Here is an 18,842-nt window from a genome sequence, read left to right on the forward strand (position 1 = left end):
CCGGAGTCCGGCGCTGACGCGGTCGTCGACGTCCGTCATCTCGGCGGGGGGGGGGGGGGGGGGGGGGGGGGGGGGGGGGCGGGGGGGGGGGGGGGGGGGGGGGGGGGGCCCCCCCCCCCCCCCCCCCCCCGACTGGTTTTCCGAGGTTCTGCCACCGCCTGGGCCTGCCATCGCTCGGCGTACCGCTGGACGTCTGCTGCTCGCCGTCGCCACGGGGTCCTGCTGGCGACGCCCGTCGCCCGGATCGGGCTGTGTGCCGCCCGGATCGGGCTGTGTGCCGCCCGGATCGGGCTGTGTGCCGCCCGGATCGGGCTGTGTGCCGCCCGGATCGACTGCCGGCGATCCGCCTGCGAAATCCGCATTGCCTTCCCTTTACGCGCTGACTCCAATCGGCTGAAATAAGTGATATAGATCACACGCTGACAGTTTGCTGATTTCTTCCGTTTGACCGAAATGCGCGGGAGAATCGGCGATGTTACTGCTGGTACGGACGTGACTCCTGGGGCAGTAGTTTCAATTACACAGTGCCTACCTGAACTGATTCGCGTCCGGCGCGCATGCGCCAGGCACGGTCACCTGCCGCCCTCGCGCGATGACGCTGGTGATGCCGTGCGTTAGCCAGAGTCGTCGAACGGCGCCTCTGTCAACCGGGCTAAGGAAGGGACGAGCACGTGCCGAGGAGACCGTTGCGCCGCACCGCACTCGGGTTCTTGCTATCTATCACCGCGACTTTTACGCTCGCCGGCACCGCCTGGTGCGACACCGGCAGTGCCTCCGGCCTCGGGCTGGGCAATGGATCCGGATCGGCGATCGGCGCCGGACTCAACAGCGGTTCGGCCGGGATACCGCTGCCGGTGCCCAGTGCGACCGGACTGTTGGCGCTGGCAGCCGCGACGACACAGCTCGGTAAACCCTATGAGTGGGGCGGCACCGGACCGTTCAGCTGGGACTGCTCGGGTCTGGTGCAGTGGGCTTTCCGACAGGCCGGGGTGAGCCTTCCACGCACGACCTGGCAGCAGGCCAAGGTGGGCACGCCGGTCCCGCGGGCCATTCTGATGCCCGGCGATGTGGTGGTACTGAACCGGGACGGTTCGCACGTCGGCATCTACGCGGGTCTCGGCCAGGTGCTGAATGCCTACGGCTCGGGTGTGCCGGTCGGCTTCACTCCGCTCGCCCAATTCGACATCTACGCCATTCGTCGCTTCTGACCGCAGCGCACTCGGCGGCGCCGGTGGGCATCGCACGCCGATTCGCCGGGCCTGTCCGCGACCGGAACATGGGAACGCCACACCGTGGAGCTACGGCAGTCGGAGTCCCGTCGGGTGGCACCGTCATTCGATTCGAACGAACGCGGTGTCATGTGCGTCCAAGGCTCATTGCCCGCTGATAGCGGTGGGCTATGGAACCGCATCTGCGCAATATCAGTACGTCGCCGGCGCCGGGCAACCGGTGACGTCAAACACAAGCCGAACGGCAAGTTGTACGCGGCCGAACCGATCCGATCCGGTCCGCACCGTCCTCGGGATCGTCAGGTGTCGAGGTCCTCGGCAAGAGTGCGCAGTACCGGGCCGTATTGCTGATGCGCCAGCGCCGAAGCGAATTGCGCGACCAAGTAGTCGGCCGGATTGCCGGTGTCGTACCAGCGGCCACGGATCACCTGACCGAACACGGGATTGTTCGCGGCGTGCACGTTGATCGCGTCGGTGAGATACACCTCCCCGGTGCGGTGCTCATGCCACGCTTCGGTCTGGGCGCGCAATTCCTCGATAATCCCCGGTGTGACCACGTAGCCGCCGATCGCGGCAAACGACGAAGGCGCGTCTTTGGGCTTCGGTTTCTCGCGCAGCCCGGTGATGCGCAGCAGACCGTTGCCGTGGTCGTCGGCCACCACCGGCACGCCGTAGCGTTGCGAGTGCGCGGGGTCCATCGGCATGAGCGCGAGGACGGGCGCTCCGGTGGCCTCGTAGGCATCGATGAGCTGCTGGGCGCGGGGCACTTCGGCCACGAAGACGTCGTCGGGCCACAGCACCAGCATCGGCTCGTCGCCGAGATTGCGGGCGGCGTTGAGCACCGGGGTGCCGTTGCCGTACGGGCCGTGCTGGTCGAGGTAGGTGATGTGGCCGAGCCGGGACAGTTCGCCGATCTCCTCGACCGCTTCGGCGAAGGCGGTCTTCCCGTCCGCGCGCAGCTGGGCGGCCAGTGCCGGGTTGGGGCGAAAATGGTCCTGGATCAATGATTTTCCGCCGCTGACCACGATGGTGATGTCGGTGATGCCCGAGGCGACCAGCTCGCGGACCGTGTGCTCGATCACCGGCTTGTCGCCGACCGGCAGCATCTCCTTGGGGATTGCCTTGGTCAGCGGAAGCAGCCGGGAGCCGATACCAGCGGCCGGGATGACGGCCTTGCGGATATTCATGGTCCGATCATCACATACCGAAGCCCGGGTCCGGCTGTGCGTACGCGGTACGTCGGCGGCTGTTCGAGACGGTTCGGTACATCCTCCGGCGCCGGAAATGGCGAGATCAGGACTCTTGTGGTGGGCGGGGATGGGCATCGACCAGGACTACGCGCCACGCCTGAAACCGATCGGGAACCCACAGTTGGCGCACAGCCACCGGATAGCGTCACCACCTGCCGGGACATGTCGGCGGTCGGGCGTACATTGCTGCCGTGGGTACCGGGAAGGCATGCGTGCGAGGCAGCGCCGGCCTGCTCGCCGTAGGCGATCCCTGGGCCGGGCGACCTATGGCGAAACGCCGGTGAGCAGCATGCGTCCGCCCGTGCTCACCGACGCGGACAGCGCTGCCCGGCGCTGGGTTCTGCACATCGATATGGACGCGTTCTTCGCCTCGGTCGAGCAGCTGACCCGGCCGACGCTGCGCGGACGGCCGGTGCTGGTCGGCGGCACCGGCGCGCGTGGTGTGGTGGCCGGAGCCAGTTATGAGGCCCGGGTGTTCGGCGCTCGCTCGGCGATGCCGATGCATCAGGCGCGCAGGCTGGTCGGAGTCACGGCCGTGGTGGTGCCGCCGCGTGGCGCGGTCTACGGGGTGGTGAGCGGACAGGTCTTCGACGTGCTGCGCAGCCGGATTCCGGTGCTGGAGACGCTGTCGTTCGACGAGGCGTTCGGCGAACCCGCCGAGTTGGCGGGCGCGACGGTGGCGGGGGTGCACGCGTACTGCGAAGAACTGCGCGCCCTGGTGCGCGAAAGCACCGGGCTGACCGCATCGGTGGGCGCGGGCACCGGAAAGCAGCTGGCCAAGATCGCCTCCAACCTGGCCAAACCCGATGGGGTCCGGGTGATTTCGCCGGTCGAGCAACCGCGGCTGCTGGCGGGGCTGCCGGTGCGGAAACTGTGGGGGATCGGGCCGGTTGCCGAGAGCAGGTTGCGCACGCTCGGCATCGAAACCGTCGGCGCCTTCGCGGCCGTGCCGGAATCGGAGGCGATGTCGATCCTCGGCGGCAGCGTGGGCGCCGCGCTGCACCGACTGGCACGCGGTATCGACGACCGTCCGGTCGCCGAACGGGCCGAGGCCAAGCAGATCGGCGCCGAGACCACCTACGAGAACGACATCGTCAGCCTCGCTCAGCTGCGTCCGGCCATCGAGGAGATGGCCGCGGCGGCGCACCGGCGCTTGATCGGGGACGGGCGCGCCGCCCGCACGGTGGTGCTCAAGCTGAAGAAGTCGGATATGAGCATTGTCACCCGATCCTTCACCTTGCCCTATGCGACCGAGGATCTGGCCACGCTCACCGCGGCTGCGCACCGCTCGGCGCTCGACCCGCTGGACCTCGGCCCGATCCGGCTGGTCGGGGTGAGTTACGGCGGCTTGTCCACGGTCCGTCAGGAATCGTTGTTTCCTGAGCTCGATCGCGGCCCGGTCGGCGAGATCCCCGCGGCGCAACCGGAAGCCGAGCCGATGCCGCGGGCCCAGGTGGCCGGCGCTGCACAGCCGGCCCCGGCGGTCACTGTTTGGCGTCCGGGCATGGACGTGACGCATCCTGAGCACGGTCATGGCTGGGTGCAGGGTGCGGGCTTGGGCGTGGTGACCGTTCGCTTCGAAACTCGTTCGACCGGTCCGGGTCCCGCGCGCACTTTCGCGGCCGATGACGCGGCGCTCACGCGGGCCGACCCACTGCGCAGTATGTTCTGACCCGCTGGGTGGCGGCTCGACATCGCCCGGCCGGACGCGTACGTTCGCTGCCGACGATATCCGGTGATCCGGTGCGAATCCGGGCGGCGGTGCCCGGTGCCGGTAGCCTGGGGCCTCGTGCAGCGCCGCCGATTCGGGTGGCGGTTGCCATGGTGGAGAACACGACACGGACCTCTCGAACGCAAAGGACGAGCAGTTGAAGCTTGGTAAGACTGGACGCATCGCGATCGCCGGCCTGGCGATCGTCGCCGCGCTCGGCATGACCGCGTGCGGCAACGACGACAAGGACAGCAAGCCCGCCGCCAAGACCTCGACCAGCGCCAAGGCGTCGGCGAACGCGAGCGCGAATCTGCCGCCGGTCCCGACCGCGTCGGAGCTGAACACCGCCCTCGCGCGGGCCCTGGACCCCACGGTCCCGGGTTCGGAGAAGCTCGATAACGTCCAAGGCGTCGAAGCCGATCCGACGCTGCCGGACCGCCTGTCCCAGGCCGCCTCCGGCGCCGACGTGAAGATCGAGGTCACCGACGTCACGTCGTTCGGCGACAGCGTCAACGCGAAGGCCAAGTTCATCCTGAACGGCCAGGAGAACATCGTCGACGTCCCGTTCGTCGCCGACAACGGCAAGTGGAAGATCCAGAAGGCCTGGGTGTGCACCATGCTCACCAACCTGGGCCAGCAGTCGCCGGCCTGCGCTTAGTCCGCGCGATCGGTGGGGCGGCCGCCGGGGTGAATCCGGCGGCCGCGCTTTCGTGAATCACCTCGCGCCACTGTGTGCTTCGAGCGGCCGCGGAATTCGGCGGCCCATGCCGGTCCTGCTGGATCGCGCACGTCGCGGTGGCCTGCGCGTAGCGAGTTCAGGTATGGCCGGTTGCGATGTAGCCGGGTGGGTCATGCGCCGGTCGTTCGTGTCGGCTGTTCGGTGGCGCTGCGGCGCGGCCGGGCGTGGCGGGCGCGCCGCAGCGCGTCGGTGGTGAAGATCGCCAGTGCGGTCCAGATCAGCGCGAAACCAGCCCAGCGGGAGGCGGGCATCGGCTCGTGCGCGATGGCGAGACCCCAGGTCATCTGGAGTGCTGGCGTGAGATATTGCAGTAAGCCCAGAGTGGACAGCTCGACCCGTTGGGCCGCGACGGCGAACAGTAGCAGGGGGACGAGGGTCACCGGTCCGGTCGCCATCATCAGTGCGAGATGACCTGGGCTGGAGGCGAATTCGCTGCGTCCGGTGACCGCGAGACCGATCGCGAAGACCAGCGCGAACGGTGCGGAGACGATGCCCTCGGCGGCGATGCCACGCAGGGCGTCCAGCGGGATCACCTTCTTGACCAGGCCGTAGGTGGCGAAAGAACAGGCCAATGTCAGGGCGATGATCGGCGGCCGGCCGTAGTCGACGGTGAGCACAACCACCGCCGTCGCGCCGAGGGCGAGCGCGGCCCACTGCGGTCTGCTCAGGCGCTCGCGGAAGATCACCACGCCGAAAGCGACCGTGACCAATGGGTTGACGAAGTAGCCGAGCGCGCACTCCACGATGTGGCCCGAAATGACGCCGTAGACGTACACACCCCAATTGAGCGCGATCGCCGCCGAGGCGACGGCCGCCAGCTGCCAGGTGCGTCGGCTGATGCCGCGCAGTTCGCGCAGCCGCCCGCCGGCCGCGAGTACGGCGAGCACCACCACGAGCGTCCAGACGATCCGCTGGGCCACCACTTCGCTCGCGTCGGCGAACGCCAGCAACCCGAAGAACGCGGGGAACAGTCCCCAGAGGAAGAACGCGCTCGTGCCGAACGCCGCACCGGGGAGGGACCTGCTTCGCCGCACGATGACGACCGTAGTTGTCCCGTAGCCTTGCGGTCATGTCGATTACCGCGCAGGCCTTGGCAGCCACCGGACTCACCGCGGCGGAGGTCGAGCAACGCCGCCGCGACGGCCGGACCAACGACGTGCCGGATCGGGCCGGCCGGTCGGTGCGCGACATCGTGCGCGCGAACGTCTTCACCAGGATCAACGCGATCCTCGGTGTGCTATTCGTGCTGGTCCTGGCCACCGGATCGCTGATCGACGGCATGTTCGGTCTGCTGATCGTCGCCAACAGCGCGGTCGGCATCATTCAGGAGATCCGCGCCAAACGCACCCTGGACCAGTTGGCTATCGTCGGGCAGGTCAAGCCGACCGTGCGCCGGGACGGCGCGGCCGTCGAGATCGCGCCGCGCGAGGTGGTACTCGACGACCTGATCGAGCTCGGACCCGGCGACCAGATCGTGGTGGACGGCACGGTCGAGGAGTCCGCGCAGCTCGAAGTGGACGAATCGCTGCTCACCGGCGAGGCGGACCCGATCGACAAGGCGGTGGGCGCCTCGGTGATGTCCGGCAGCTTCGTGGTTTCCGGGTCGGGCGCCTACCGGGCCACCAAAGTCGGCCGGGACGCCTACGCCGCGCGGCTGGCCGAGGAAGCGAGCAAATTCACGCTGGTGCACTCCGAGCTGCGCAGCGGTATCGACAAGATCTTGAAGTTCATCACCTATCTGCTCATCCCCGCGGGTTTGCTGAGTATCTACAACCAGCTGGTCGCCAGCAACGAGTCGTGGCGGCCCGCGGTGACCGGGATGGTCGCTGCGCTGGTGCCGATGGTGCCCGAGGGGCTGGTGCTGATGACCTCGATCGCGTTCGCGGTCGGTGTGGTGCGGCTGGGCCGGCGCCAGTGCCTGGTGCAGGAGTTGCCCGCCATCGAGGGGTTGGCCCGCGTCGACGTGGTGTGCGCGGACAAGACGGGCACGCTGACCGAGAACGGTATGCGCCTGTCGGACCTGAAGACGCTGAACACCTTCGACGACGCCGAGATCCGCACCGCGCTGGCCGCGTTGGCCGCTGATGATCCACGACCGAACGCGAGCGTGCAGGCGATCGCCGAGGCCCTGCCGGACGGTCCCGGCTGGCAACGCACGGCTGTCGCGCCGTTCTCCTCGGCCAAGAAGTGGAGCGGCTGCTCCTACGGCGAACACGGCGACTGGCTGCTCGGCGCGCCGGATGTGCTGCTCGACCCGGGCTCCGCGGACGCGCGTGTAGCCGAGGAACTCGGTGCCTCTGGCCTGCGAGTCCTGCTGCTGGCCCGTGGTGACCGTCCAGTGGACGCCCCGGACGGCCCCGGCCCGGTGCGGCCCGCCGCCCTGGTGGTGCTGGAGCAGAAGGTCCGGCCCGATGCCCGCGAGACGCTCGAATACTTTGCGGGCCAGAATGTTTCGATCAAGGTGATCTCCGGCGACAACGCCGTGTCGGTCGGTGCGGTGGCTTCCTCGCTCGACCTGCCCGGCGGCGACCACGCGATCGACGCGCGGGAGTTGCCGCAAGACCGCGACGGACTCGCCGACGTGCTGGATCGCAATACCACCTTCGGCCGCGTGCGGCCGGAGCAGAAGCGCGCCATGGTGGCGGCCCTGCAGTCCCGGGGGCACACCGTGGCGATGACCGGCGACGGCGTGAACGACGTTCTCGCGCTGAAGGATTCGGATATCGGCGTAGCCATGGGCGCGGGCAGCCCGGCGACCAGGGCGGTGGCGCAGATCGTGCTGCTGGACAACAAGTTCGCCACGCTCCCCTACGTAGTCGGCGAGGGCCGCCGGGTGATCGGCAACATCGAGCGGGTCTCGAACCTGTTCCTCACCAAGACCGTCTATTCCGTGCTGCTCGCGTTCCTGGTCGGTGCCGCCGGAATCGGTTCGCAGCTGTTCGACTACGAGCCGATCGGCTACCCGTTCCTGCCGCGGCATGTGACGATCGCGGCCTGGTTCACCATCGGCATCCCGGCGTTCATCCTCTCGCTCGCGCCCAACAACGAGCGTGCCCGCACCGGCTTCGTCGGGCGCGTCATGCGGTTGGCGATCCCGTCGGGCGTCGTGATCGGCGTGAGCACCTTCGTCGCCTACCTGATCGCCTACGCGGGGCCGCACGCGAGCGAGGAGCAGAAGGTCCAGGCCGGCACCACCGCGCTCATCACGCTGATCATGATCGCGGTGTGGGTGCTGGCCATCGTGGCGCGGCCGTACGTGTGGTGGAAGGTCGTGCTGATCGCGGTATCGGTGGCGGCGTACGTCTTCCTGTTCACTGTTCCGTTCACCCGCGAGTTCTTCAAACTCGACCCCTCCAACCTCGCGCTCACCGGCGCGGCGGTGGCCTGCGGCATCGTCGGCATCGTGCTCGTCGAGGCGGCCTGGTGGGTGAGCGCGGTGCTGCTCGGCGATAAGCGGCAACTGCTGCCCAGCTCGCCCGGCGGGGCCGCCTGACGGACTGGGCGGCTGACTTGCCGCGCGACGAGAAGCCTTGTGCGAGGCGGTCATTCAGGGTTGGGGTAGCTTCTCGGATATGGAGGTACTGCTGCACCAGATCGACGCGTTCGCCGACGCACTGTTCTCGGGCAACCCGGCCGCGGTGATGCCGCTCCCGTCGTGGCTGCCGGATGCGTTGCTGCAACAGCTTGCCGAGGAGAACAACCTCGCCGAAACCGCGTTCTACACATCGCACCTACCTCCCGAGGCGGGTGTGCCGCCGGGCGACTGGCCCGCCTTCCACCTGCGCTGGTTCACGCCGAAGGTGGAGGTCGCCCTGTGCGGGCACGCCACCTTGGCCAGCGCCGCGCAGATCCTCGTCGATATGCACCCCGGCGAGGATCGGGTGAGCTTCTACACCCGCAGCGGCTGGCTGCACGTCGAGCGCACCGTCGACGACGAGTTCGTCCTCGACCTGCCGGCCGTGCCGAGCGTTCCGGTGCGGCCCGACCCGGCGCTCGTCGCGGCGCTCGGGGTGCGTCCGGTGTGCGCCTACTCCGGCACCGACGAGGTGATCGTCGTGGCGACCGAGCAGCAGGTGCGCGACGTCGCCCCGGTGTTGGCCGCGTTCCCGGCGCTGCCGCGTGCCGCGATCGTCACCGCTGCCGGTGACGCGGTGGACTTCGTCTCCCGGGTCTTCGCCCCCGGGGTGGGCGTCCCCGAAGATCCGGTGACCGGCTCCGCGCATGCCCAGTTGGTTCCGCTGTGGAGTGAGCGGTTGGGTCGTACCGAACTGCGTGCCAGGCAACTGTCGCGCCGCGGCGGGAGCCTGCGCTGCGAGCTGACCGATGATCGGGTGCTGCTGTTCGGACGCTGCCACCGATACCTCGACGGGGTCGTCACCCTGCCGGACTGACAACTCTCCCGGGATGGATACGTGGACGTGCTACGGAGCCGGGACCGGGCCATCGTCGGGGCCGGGGAGGACGACGTCCTGGTATTCGCGCAGTAGCGGTACTACCGCGAAGCTACCCGCGACCGCGTCCGCGGGAAGCGCTTGGACGGCGCGGATACCGTTCTGTGCGGCCAGGTTTCGCAATTGAGCCAGTGGGCCGCGCACGACGAGTCCGACCACGCAGGCGCAGCCTGCCCGCAGGCGTTCGGCGGATACGGCGACGATACGGGCGGACCGGTCGTCGGCGGGGCGGGGCAGCAGCCAAGCCGCGTACTGCGCCGAATCCACCGCCGCCTCGACGCTTTCCGGGACCGGGACGGTGACCAGCGGGGTGTGCACGCGCAGCAGCGATATCCGATACAGCACCTGAGCGATGCGCATCCCGCCGCTGTGCGCCGGAATGTCTGCCGCAACCAAGGGCTCGGTGAACGAAACCAGCGCCCAGTGCTGTTGCTCGTCGGCACCAGCCAGCGAATCCCGGGCACGCGATAGATAATCCGCGACCTGTTCGCCCTGATCCGGCCCGAGCCGGTCGGTGGACACTCCGGCTTGGCGTGGCGGATTCAGCACGCCGAGCGCGATGATCAGCGTGATGAGCGCGCCGGTCGCCGCCGCGAGGACGACCTCGCGCCACGGCGACCGGCGTGGGTCAAACATTGCGCAGGACGTCCAGGGCGTTTTTCAGGTCGTCCGGGTACTCGCTGGTGATCTCCAGGTAGCGACCGTCGGCGGGATGCTGGAACCCGAGCGACCGGGCGTGCAACCATTGGCGTTCCAGCCCGAGCCGCTCGGCCAGACGCGGGTCCGCGCCGTAGGTGAGATCACCGCAGCAGGGGTGGCGGATCGCCGAGAAATGCACCCGGATCTGGTGGGTGCGGCCGGTTTCCAGATGGATGTCCAGCAGGCTGGCCGAGGGGAACGCCTCGACGGTGTCGTAGTGCGTGATGCTCGGGCGTCCGTCGGCGGTGACGGCGAACTTCCAGTCGTTGCCCCGCGCCCGGCCGATCGGGGCATCGATGGTGCCGCTGCTGGGATCCGGATGTCCCTGGACCACGGCGTGATACCGCTTGTCGACCGTGCGCTGCTTGAACGCGCGCTTGAGCACGGTGTACGCATGCTCGGACTGGGCGACCACCATCACCCCGGAGGTGCCGACATCGAGGCGGTGCACGATGCCCTGCCGTTCGTGGGCACCCGAGGTGGAGATGCGGTAGCCCGCGGCGGCCAGCCCGCCCACGACGGTCGGCCCGCTCCAGCCGACACCGGTATGCGCGGCCACGCCGACCGGCTTGTGCACCGCGACGATGTCGTCGTCGGCGTAGAGGATCTTCATACCCTCCACGGGTTCGGCCTCGATGGTCAGCTCCCGCTTGGGTTCCGGGAACACCACCTCCAGCCATGCTCCCGCCGTGAGCCGGTCGGACTTGCCCGCGGCGATGCCGTCGAGCTGCACCGAGCCCGTCTCGGCCAGCGTGGCCACGGCGGTGCGGGACAGACCGAGCAAACGGGACAACCCCGCGTCCACGCGCATCCCGTCGAGCCCGTCGGGGACCGGCATGGTCCTGGTCTCGCTCATGCCGCGCTGCCCTCGCTCGCGTCGGCCTTGTCGCCGCGACCGACACGCGTGCCGTTCGGCTCGAAGCCGAATACGGTGAGCAGCACCAGCAGAATCGCCCCGCACACAATGGCGGAGTCGGCCACGTTGAACACCGGCCACCAGCCGATCGCGACGAAATCGACCACATGACCCTGCAGCGGTCCCGGCGCGCGGAACAGCCGGTCCACCAGGTTGCCGAGCGCGCCGCCGAGCACCATGCCCAGGCCGATCGCCCACCACAGCGAGCGCAGGGTGCGGCCGATGCGCACCACGCCGATCACGACCGCGGCGGCGACCAGCGTCAGCAACCAGGTCATGCCGGTGGCCATGGAGAACGCCGCGCCCGGATTGCGTACCAGGGTCAAACGCGCGAAGTCGCCGATGATCGACACCGGTTCACCCGGCGTCAGGTTCGCGACCGCGATGGTCTTGGTGAGCAGATCCAGACCGAGGAGAACCGCGGCGATGACGAGCAGGATCCCCAGCCGCTGCGGCGGGATCTCCGTCGTCGGATCGGCGGTGTTGGTCGGGCTTTCCTCAGGTGGCCGGTCGTCACTCACACCGACCATCATCTCTCGAGCGCAATCGCGACCGGTACGCGCGTGGCGATTGCCCCGGCCAGGCGGCGCGGTTCGGGTTCGTATGGCACGCCCACTCGATGTCCCAGCTTGCACTCAGGAAGCGGTCGTAGTCTGTTGCTCGTGACGGTGTTGTCTTACCCCCACCATCGCCGGATCGCGCGCTCGGGTGTGCTGCTCATGGTGCTCGCGGTCGGGCTGTCCGCCTTCGGTGTCGGTTGCGCCGACGGCACCGAATCGCGCGGTGAGACCGACGGCACCGAGCCGGTCGGCATGCGCAAAGAAGTGACCGTGCCCATTCCGGCCGCGGTGACCACGGTCATGTCGGCCGGCGACGAGCCGCGTTCGCTGCTGCGGCCGGACTACCCGGCGGGCACGGTACAGCGCGTCACGCTCTACACCGCCCACCACATCGAGCAGCAGCTCGACGACCAGCCGATGCGCGATTTCTCCACCCCCGCGCTGACCATTCCGATGACCGCGCAGACCACCGCCGAGGGCATCGATCTGACCCTCGGTACGGTCACCTCACCGGACCCGACGCTGGCCAAGGCGCTCACCAAGATCGGCGGCTCGCACGCGGGCTTCGACCTCACCGATCTGGGTGCGATCACCGCGCTGCGGCTGGAGCCGGCGCCGGACGCGTCCAACACCGCGCGCGCCGCGCTCGAGCAGGCGTTCTACCAAGCCGTCTACCGCTCGATCGCGTTCCCCGACCAGCCGGTCGGGCCGGGCGCGGTGTGGACGGTGCGGCAGGAGGTCAACGGCGGCGTGCTGCTCGACCAGGTGACCACCGCGACGCTGACCGAGCGCGACGGCGACCGGCTCACCATCGAACTGCAGGTCACACAGACGCCGAAGTCGCTGGTGTGGAACCTGCCGAACCACGCGGGCACCCTGGACATCCGGGACTATGTCATGCAGGGCACGGGCACCATCACGGTGGATCTCGGCTTGCCGCTGCCGGTGGCCGGTTCGGTCACCGTCGGCGGGCACCAGTCCTACCGTGATCCGCGCAGCGCCAGCACGTTGCGGCAGACGCTCGGTACGCAGGTGTCGTGGACCGAATGATCCGCGCGTGCGGCCCGCTGACCGCCGCCGCCTCCGTTCTGCTCGCCTCGGGCTGTGGTTCGGCCGAGCCCGCGGCCGGATTGCCCGAGCTGCCGCCGCCGGGCGCGGTCGTCGCCGCCGCCCCGGTGACGGTCGCACCCGAGTCCGATTCCGATCGGCTGCGTGATCGGTTACTCAGCGACGCCGACCTGCCGCCCGGCTTCACCGAACTGCCGCCGCGCGCCGACGTGGGAACGGCACCGGCCGGCGCGTCGCCCACGAATCCGGTGGAATGCGCCAAGGTGCTCACGCCGCTCGGCGCGCAATATGCCGGCGCGCTGGCACAGGCCGCCACCCAATTCGCCGGGCCGAACTTCTCCAGTATCGATATCGACGCAGCGAGTTATCCGCACGACGCGGTCGCCGGCGCGTTTTCGGCTGTGCAGCAGCTGCTGCGCCGTTGCGTGCACTACTCGGGCGCGGATGCCACCGATATTCCGGTGGAGTATCGGATCGGCGGGCTGGCCCAGCCGCCTGCCGGCGATGCGCTCGCCTCCTTCCAGATGCGCGCCACCAGTGACGGTTTGACGCTCGGGTCGTCGGTGGCGATCGTGCAGGTCGGAAGCACCGTGGTCCAGGTCGCCGTGACTGCGCCGGAGGCGGTGGATCCCGGTGTGCTGAGTGCGTTGACCGATGTGCAGGTGCGTCGACTGGACGGCGTCGCGGGTCCCTGATTCCGGCGATCCGGCCCAGCGTGGCGGTCGGCGGGAATAGGCTCGGCATGATCCGACACCATGCCTCGACCGGAGGTCAACCATGTCTGATGTCAAACCCATTCCCGAGGGATATCCGGTGGTCTCGCCCGGACTGGCCATCGACGGCGCGGCGGCGGCGGTCGATTTCTACAAGAACGTTTTCGGCGCCACCGAACGAATGCGCATGCCCGGCCCGGACGGGAAGATCGCGCACTGCGAGCTGATGTTCGGCGATTCCGTCGTCATGCTCGGTGACCCGGCGCCGGATATGAACTTCCTCGACCCGAAGACGGTCGGCGGCACCCCGGTCAACCTCCATGTGTACGTCGAGGACGCCGACGCCGCCTTCGCCACCGCGCTGGCCGCGGGCGCCACCGAACTGGCGCCCATGACCGCACAGTTCTACGGTGATCGCAGCGGCTCCTTCGAGGACCCGTGGGGACACCGCTGGACCGTCGCCACCCACGTCGAGGACGTGCCGCCGCAGGAGATGGACCGGCGCATGGCCGAACAGTTCGGCGGCTCGTGAGCCGAGCCGCGCAGGTCAGCCGGCGATAATCGAATCACCTTCGACCCGAATGCTTTTCCGGGCGAGTGGGTCGGCGGCCGGCCCGTTCGCGACCGAGCCGTCGAGACCGAACCTGCTGCCGTGGCAGGGGCAGTTGATGGTGCCGCCGGACACTTCGACGACCTTGCATCCCGCGTGGGTACAGATCGAGGACAGCCCGACGAAGGCGCCGGCGCTGGGCTGGGTCACCACGGTGTCGCCGAGGACCACACCGCCGCCGACCGGGATGTCGGTCGTTTTGGCGAGCACCGTTGCCGGCTGACTCGCCGCGGCGGGCCGGCCATCCGGAGCGGGATTCGTCCCGGGTGTCGCGTTGTCTTTCGCCTCGGTGGTACAGGCGGCGAGGGCCAGGGCGGCCGCGGCGGCGCCGGCGCCGGCGATCACCACGTTGCGCCGGGTGTGTTCGTCGAATGTCATGTGTCGCGCTCCTTGCCAACCGCGGCCGGCGAGATGCCTGCCGTCGAGCGATCGCGGTAGTCGCCGGGGTTGTGCCGGTGCCGCTTTCGCCTTGTTCACGGAAGGGGCGGCCCTGCGGTTCAATTGGGCCGGATCCCGGGCGCGTCGGCGCGGCAGGGAGCTGGACGAGGTGGCCGAAACACCTGTCGGTACGACGATTCGGTGCGAATTGTCTCAGTGCGAATTGGGGTGGGCGCGAACGGCGGACCCGGGTCCCCTCATCTGTTCCGGCCGGGTCCGCCGTCCTCTTGTGGTTACCCGACCGGATCGTTTCGAACACGTCGATCTCGCGGCGGGCAACCTCGGGCGCCCCGCCTCGGTGCTGAGCGCCCCGGAGCACAACACGTCCCGGGGCCGGCCCAGGAGCGCGGGCGCTCACCCGCGACGGCGCGCTGCGTCGCCGCCGTGCAGTGCTCGGCCGAGTCGGTGTGCGGGCTTTCCCGGGCCGGCGGCCTGCCCGCGGGGTCTTCCGGCGCGAGCGCCTCGGCGCCGGTGAGCGCCCGCAGGTGCGGTGCCGAGTGCACCGCCTGCTCGGCGGGGGTGTTCACCACCCGGCGGCGGGTCCGCGAGCAGACAACAGCGCACGGCGATCAGTGCCGCCGCGGCAACGCGGGGGTGGCGGTCATGGCGGGGTTCGGCGTGGGGCGATTGTCGCCTCGACTCATCGCCTCGACCGGATTCGCGGATCACTCGCGGAAATCGGCCGCTCGCGCGGCGAGTCGCCAGGACGCGCCAGTGGTTGTTCGCACCGACACGCCGGGCGCCGAGGAGTTGCCGGTGTGCCGTGAAAAACCCGTCGGTGCGCACCCCTAGAATCGGTCCAGCCAACCCCCGTCGCGACCTTGGGAGGAAGGAACATCTTGGCCGCCTCGTCCGGATCGTTCGTCCATCTGCACAACCACACCGAGTACTCGATGCTCGACGGTGCCGCCAAGATCTCGCCCCTGTTCAGCGAGGCGAAACGGCTTGGGATGGACGCGGTCGGAATGACCGACCACGGCAACATGTACGGGGCGGCGGAGTTCTACAACTCCGCCAAGAAGCACGACATCAAGCCGATCATCGGCATCGAGGCGTACATCGCGCCCGGCTCCCGGTTCGACAGCAAGCGCGTGCAGTGGGGCGATCCGAGCCAGAAGGGCGACGATGTCTCCGGCTCGGGTGCCTACACCCACATGACCATGGTCGCCGAGACCGCGACCGGTCTGCGCAACCTGTTCACGTTGTCCTCGCTGGCCTCGCTCGAGGGCCAGCTCGGCAAGTGGGCGCGCATGGACGAGGAGATCATCGCCCAGCACGCCGAAGGCATCATCGCGACCACGGGCTGCCCCTCCGGTGAGGTGCAGACCCGCTTGCGCCTCGGCCACGACCGCGAGGCGCTGGAGGCCGCGGCCAAATGGCAGGAGATCTTCGGTAAGGACAATTTCTTCCTCGAGGTGATGGACCACGGCTTGTCCATCGAGCGCCGGGTCCGCGAGGGACTGCTGAATATCGGCAAGCAGCTGGGTATTCCGGCGCTGGCCACGAACGACTGTCATTACGTCACCAAGGATCAGTCGACCAATCACGAAGCGCTGCTGTGTATTCAGACCGGCAAGACGCTCAGCGACCCGACCCGGTTCAAGTTCGACGGTGACGGCTATTACCTGAAGTCCGCCCAGGAGATGCGCGCGATCTGGGACGCCGAAGTGCCCGGCGCCTGCGACAACACCGTACTCATCGGCGAGCGTGTGCAGTCCTACGACGATGTGTGGGCGCACCGCGACCGGATGCCGATCTTCCCCGTCCCCGAGGGCCACGACCAGGGCAGCTGGCTACGCAGCGAGGTCGACCTCGGGTTGCGGCGCCGATTCCCCGACGGCGCACCCCGGGAATACCTCGACCGCGCCGCCTACGAGATCGGCGTCATCCTGGAGATGGGTTTCCCCGCCTACTTCCTGGTGGTCGGCGACCTGATCAACCACGCTCGTGAGGTCGGCATCCGAGTCGGCCCCGGCCGTGGTTCCGCGGCAGGCTCCCTGGTCGCCTACGCGCTCGGCATCACCAATATCGACCCGCTGCCACACGGTCTGCTCTTCGAGCGGTTCCTCAATCCCGAGCGCGTCTCGATGCCCGATATCGATATCGACTTCGACGATCGCCGCCGCGGTGAAATGGTGCGCTACGCGAGCGAGAAGTGGGGCACCGACCGGGTCGCCCAGGTCATCACCTTCGGCACCATCAAGACCAAGGCCGCCATCAAGGACTCGGCGCGAGTCCTGTACGGCCAGCCCGGTTTCGCCATCGCCGACCAGATCACCAAGGCGCTGCCGCCGCCGATCATGGCCAAGGACATCTCGGTCTCCGGCATCACCGACCCGGACCACGAGCGGTACAAGGAAGCCGCCGAGGTCCGCGAACTCATCAACACCAATCCGGATGTCGCCAAGATCTACGAGACCGCGCGTGGTCTCGAGGGGCTGATCCGCAACGCGGGTGTGCACGCCTGCGCGGTGATCATGTCCTGCGATCCGCTGATGGACGCGATCCCGCTGTGGAAGCGGCCCCAGGACGGCGCCCTGATCACCGGCTGGGACTATCCGTCCTGCGAGGCCATCGGCCTGCTGAAGATGGACTTCCTCGGCCTGCGCAACCTCACCGTGATCGGTGACGCGCTGGAGAACATCAAGGCCAACCGCGGCATCGAGCTGGACATGGACAACCTGCCGCTCGACGACGGCGCGACCTATGAATTGCTTTCCCGCGGCGACACTCTCGGCGTTTTCCAGCTCGACGGTGGACCTATGCGCGATCTGCTGCGCCGTATGCAGCCGACCGCGTTCGAAGATATCGTCGCCGTCGGCGCGTTGTACCGCCCCGGCCCGATGGGCATGAACGCGCACAACGACTACGCCGACCGCAAGAACAAACGGCAAGAGGTCAAGCCGATCCATCCGGAGCTGGCCGAGCCGTTGAAGGAGATCCTCGGCGAGACCTACGGTCTGATCGTCTATCAAGAGCAGATCATGCACGTCGCGCAGAAGGTGGCCGGGTACTCGCTCGGCCGCGCCGATATCCTGCGTCGCGCGATGGGCAAGAAGAAGGCCGAGGTGCTGGCCGCGGAGTTCGAGGGCTTCGAGGAAGGCATGCAGGCCAACGGCTATTCCAAGGCCGCGATCAAGGCGCTGTGGGACACGATTCTTCCGTTCGCCGGGTACGCGTTCAACAAATCGCACGCCGCCGCCTACGGCCTGATCTCCTACTGGACCGCCTACCTCAAGGCCAACTACCCGGCCGAGTACATGGCGGGTTTGCTCACCTCCGTCGGCGACGACAAGGACAAGGCCGCGGCCTACCTGTCGGATTGCCGCCGCCTCGGCATCACCGTGCTGCCGCCGGACGTCAACGAGTCCGAGCAGAACTTCGCCTCCGTCGGCAAGGACATCCGTTTCGGTCTCGGCGCGGTGCGCAATGTCGGCGCGAACGTCGTCGCCTCGATCATCCAGGCGCGCAAGGAGAAGTCGAAGTTCACCGATTTCTCCGACTACCTGAACAAGATCGACGCGATCGCGGCGAGCAAGAAGGTCACCGAATCGCTCATCAAGGCAGGCGGTTTCGACTCTCTCGGGCACCCGCGTAAGGGCCTGCTGCTGATCCACTCCGATGCCATCGACGCGGTGATGGCGACCAAGAAGGCGGAGGCGATCGGGCAGTTCGACCTGTTCGGCGGCTTGGACGCGGACGAGTCGGTGACCTCGGTGTTCAACGTCAAGGTGCCCGACGACGAGTGGGAGTCCAAGCACCGGCTCGCCCTGGAGCGGGAGATGCTCGGGCTGTACGTGTCCGGGCACCCGCTCAACGGTGTCGAGCATGTCCTTGCGGCACAGGCGGATACCCAGATCCCGGTCATTCTGGAAGGCGACCTCAAAGACGGCACGCAGGTCACCGTCGGCGGCATCCTGGCTTCGGTGAACCGGCGCATCAACAAGAACGGCCTGGCCTGGGCGTCGGCCCAGCTGGAAGACCTCACCGGCGGCATCGAGGTGCTGTTCTTCCCGCAGGCGTACTCGGTGTACGGCATGGACGTCGTCGAGGATGCCGTGGTGCTGGTGAAGGCGCGGGTCTCGGTCCGCGACGATCGCATCTCGCTGATCGCCAACGATCTCGCCGTGCCCGACCTGTCCGCGGTCGGCGTGGCGAAGCCGCTCTCGGTCACCATCACCACCCGCATGTGCACCCCGGACAAGATCGGTGAACTCAAGCGGGTCCTGTCCCGGCACCCCGGCACCTCGGATGTCCATGTCCGCCATGTCGGCGCCCGAGACAAGACCACGCTGTGGAAACTGGACCACGCCCTGCGCGTTTCACCGTCCTCAGCCCTGATGGGCGACCTGAAGGCCCTGCTCGGGCCAGGGTGCCTGGCCAGTTGACCGGCGCAGCGTGCCTTCGGTTTCCTGATGGCAAGCGGCTGTTAAGCATTCGATAGGCGGGTTCGTGGAG

General features: G+C 68.4%; 15 protein-coding genes. 9 read left to right on the forward strand and 6 right to left on the reverse strand.

The features are described from left to right. Positions 1-671: 671 nt before the first annotated feature. On the forward strand, positions 672-1,208 hold the full coding sequence (locus ACT86A_RS18140; protein WP_445093343.1) for a C40 family peptidase: 537 nt from the start codon (positions 672-674) through the stop codon (positions 1,206-1,208). Between the two features lie 320 nt (positions 1,209-1,528). Here the strand turns inward: ACT86A_RS18140 and ACT86A_RS18145 are convergent, their stop codons facing one another. Beyond that, positions 1,529-2,416 (reverse strand): UTP--glucose-1-phosphate uridylyltransferase, encoded by an 888-nt coding sequence (locus tag ACT86A_RS18145; RefSeq protein ID WP_445093344.1) that lies wholly within the window; start codon positions 2,414-2,416, stop codon positions 1,529-1,531. Between the two features lie 352 nt (positions 2,417-2,768). Between ACT86A_RS18145 and ACT86A_RS18150 the strand changes: the two genes are divergently transcribed. Then, a complete protein-coding gene (locus ACT86A_RS18150) occupies positions 2,769-4,151 on the forward strand; it encodes a DNA polymerase IV (protein WP_445093501.1) in 1,383 nt (460 codons plus the stop codon). 196 nt (positions 4,152-4,347) lie between these two features. Beyond that, the gene (locus ACT86A_RS18155) at positions 4,348-4,848 is read left to right on the forward strand and encodes a WKL family lipoprotein (RefSeq protein ID WP_445093345.1); all 501 of its coding nucleotides are present in this window, start codon (positions 4,348-4,350) and stop codon (positions 4,846-4,848) included. A 191-nt stretch (positions 4,849-5,039) separates the two neighbouring features. Here the strand turns inward: ACT86A_RS18155 and rarD are convergent, their stop codons facing one another. Next, positions 5,040-5,966, reverse strand: a complete 927-nt coding sequence (gene rarD / locus ACT86A_RS18160; RefSeq protein ID WP_445093502.1) for an EamA family transporter RarD — start codon at positions 5,964-5,966, stop codon at positions 5,040-5,042. A 32-nt stretch (positions 5,967-5,998) separates the two neighbouring features. Here rarD and ACT86A_RS18165 point away from each other — a divergent pair, with 32 nt between their 5' ends. Beyond that, a complete protein-coding gene (locus ACT86A_RS18165; protein WP_445093346.1) occupies positions 5,999-8,422 on the forward strand; it encodes a cation-translocating P-type ATPase in 2,424 nt (807 codons plus the stop codon). 79 nt (positions 8,423-8,501) lie between these two features. Then, positions 8,502-9,320, forward strand: coding sequence for a PhzF family phenazine biosynthesis protein (locus ACT86A_RS18170; RefSeq protein ID WP_445093347.1), 819 nt, complete (start codon positions 8,502-8,504; stop codon positions 9,318-9,320). A 30-nt stretch (positions 9,321-9,350) separates the two neighbouring features. On the opposite strand, the gene ACT86A_RS18175 is transcribed toward ACT86A_RS18170, so the two are convergent. The 3 genes from ACT86A_RS18175 to lspA are packed head-to-tail and all read right to left on the reverse strand — an operon-like array spanning position 9,351 to position 11,528. Then, positions 9,351-10,016, reverse strand: coding sequence for a hypothetical protein (locus ACT86A_RS18175; protein WP_445093348.1), 666 nt, complete (start codon positions 10,014-10,016; stop codon positions 9,351-9,353). Then, positions 10,009-10,935 carry an RluA family pseudouridine synthase gene (locus ACT86A_RS18180; RefSeq protein ID WP_445093349.1) on the reverse strand — a complete coding sequence of 309 codons (927 nt, stop codon included), beginning with the start codon at positions 10,933-10,935 and terminating at the stop codon, positions 10,009-10,011. The genes ACT86A_RS18175 and ACT86A_RS18180 overlap by 8 nt, the downstream gene beginning before the upstream one ends. Further along, a complete protein-coding gene (lspA, locus tag ACT86A_RS18185; RefSeq protein ID WP_445093350.1) occupies positions 10,932-11,528 on the reverse strand; it encodes a signal peptidase II in 597 nt (198 codons plus the stop codon). Before lspA ends, ACT86A_RS18180 begins: the two co-directional genes overlap by 4 nt. A gap of 186 nt (positions 11,529-11,714) precedes the next feature. Here lspA and ACT86A_RS18190 point away from each other — a divergent pair, with 186 nt between their 5' ends. The 3 genes from ACT86A_RS18190 (at position 11,715) to ACT86A_RS18200 (ending at position 13,868) form a co-directional block, all read left to right on the forward strand. Then, positions 11,715-12,605 carry a hypothetical protein gene (locus ACT86A_RS18190; protein ID WP_445093503.1) on the forward strand — a complete coding sequence of 297 codons (891 nt, stop codon included), beginning with the start codon at positions 11,715-11,717 and terminating at the stop codon, positions 12,603-12,605. Beyond that, entirely contained in the window at positions 12,602-13,318 is a 717-nt protein-coding gene (locus tag ACT86A_RS18195; protein ID WP_445093504.1) for a hypothetical protein, read from the forward strand. Before ACT86A_RS18190 ends, ACT86A_RS18195 begins: the two co-directional genes overlap by 4 nt. Positions 13,319-13,400: 82 nt before the next feature. After that, the gene (locus ACT86A_RS18200; protein ID WP_445093351.1) at positions 13,401-13,868 is read left to right on the forward strand and encodes a VOC family protein; all 468 of its coding nucleotides are present in this window, start codon (positions 13,401-13,403) and stop codon (positions 13,866-13,868) included. Positions 13,869-13,883: 15 nt separating this feature from the next. Here the strand turns inward: ACT86A_RS18200 and ACT86A_RS18205 are convergent, their stop codons facing one another. After that, positions 13,884-14,324: a QcrA and Rieske domain-containing protein gene (locus tag ACT86A_RS18205; RefSeq protein WP_445093352.1), complete on the reverse strand. Its 441-nt coding sequence runs from the start codon at positions 14,322-14,324 to the stop codon at positions 13,884-13,886. Between the two features lie 899 nt (positions 14,325-15,223). On the opposite strand from ACT86A_RS18205, the gene dnaE reads away from it, so the two are divergent. Then, a complete protein-coding gene (gene dnaE, locus ACT86A_RS18210) occupies positions 15,224-18,772 on the forward strand; it encodes a DNA polymerase III subunit alpha (RefSeq protein WP_445093353.1) in 3,549 nt (1,182 codons plus the stop codon). Positions 18,773-18,842: the final 70 nt, after the last annotated feature.

It is taken from the genome of Nocardia glycosmidis, assembly GCF_052545115.1.

Excerpts from the sequence above, each read along its gene's own strand:
- ACT86A_RS18145 (WP_445093344.1), bottom strand. The coding sequence starts at position 2,416 with ATGAATATCCGCAAGGCCGTCATCCCGGCCGCTGGTATCGGCTCCCGG.
- ACT86A_RS18150 (WP_445093501.1), top strand. The coding sequence starts at position 2,769 with ATGCGTCCGCCCGTGCTCACCGACGCGGACAGCGCTGCCCGGCGCTGG.
- ACT86A_RS18165 (WP_445093346.1), top strand. The coding sequence starts at position 5,999 with ATGTCGATTACCGCGCAGGCCTTGGCAGCCACCGGACTCACCGCGGCG.
- ACT86A_RS18170 (WP_445093347.1), top strand. The coding sequence starts at position 8,502 with ATGGAGGTACTGCTGCACCAGATCGACGCGTTCGCCGACGCACTGTTC.
- ACT86A_RS18175 (WP_445093348.1), bottom strand. The coding sequence starts at position 10,016 with ATGTTTGACCCACGCCGGTCGCCGTGGCGCGAGGTCGTCCTCGCGGCG.
- ACT86A_RS18180 (WP_445093349.1), bottom strand. The coding sequence starts at position 10,935 with ATGAGCGAGACCAGGACCATGCCGGTCCCCGACGGGCTCGACGGGATG.
- lspA (WP_445093350.1), bottom strand. The coding sequence starts at position 11,528 with ATGATGGTCGGTGTGAGTGACGACCGGCCACCTGAGGAAAGCCCGACC.
- ACT86A_RS18190 (WP_445093503.1), top strand. The coding sequence starts at position 11,715 with ATGGTGCTCGCGGTCGGGCTGTCCGCCTTCGGTGTCGGTTGCGCCGAC.
- ACT86A_RS18195 (WP_445093504.1), top strand. The coding sequence starts at position 12,602 with ATGATCCGCGCGTGCGGCCCGCTGACCGCCGCCGCCTCCGTTCTGCTC.
- ACT86A_RS18200 (WP_445093351.1), top strand. The coding sequence starts at position 13,401 with ATGTCTGATGTCAAACCCATTCCCGAGGGATATCCGGTGGTCTCGCCC.
- ACT86A_RS18205 (WP_445093352.1), bottom strand. The coding sequence starts at position 14,324 with ATGACATTCGACGAACACACCCGGCGCAACGTGGTGATCGCCGGCGCC.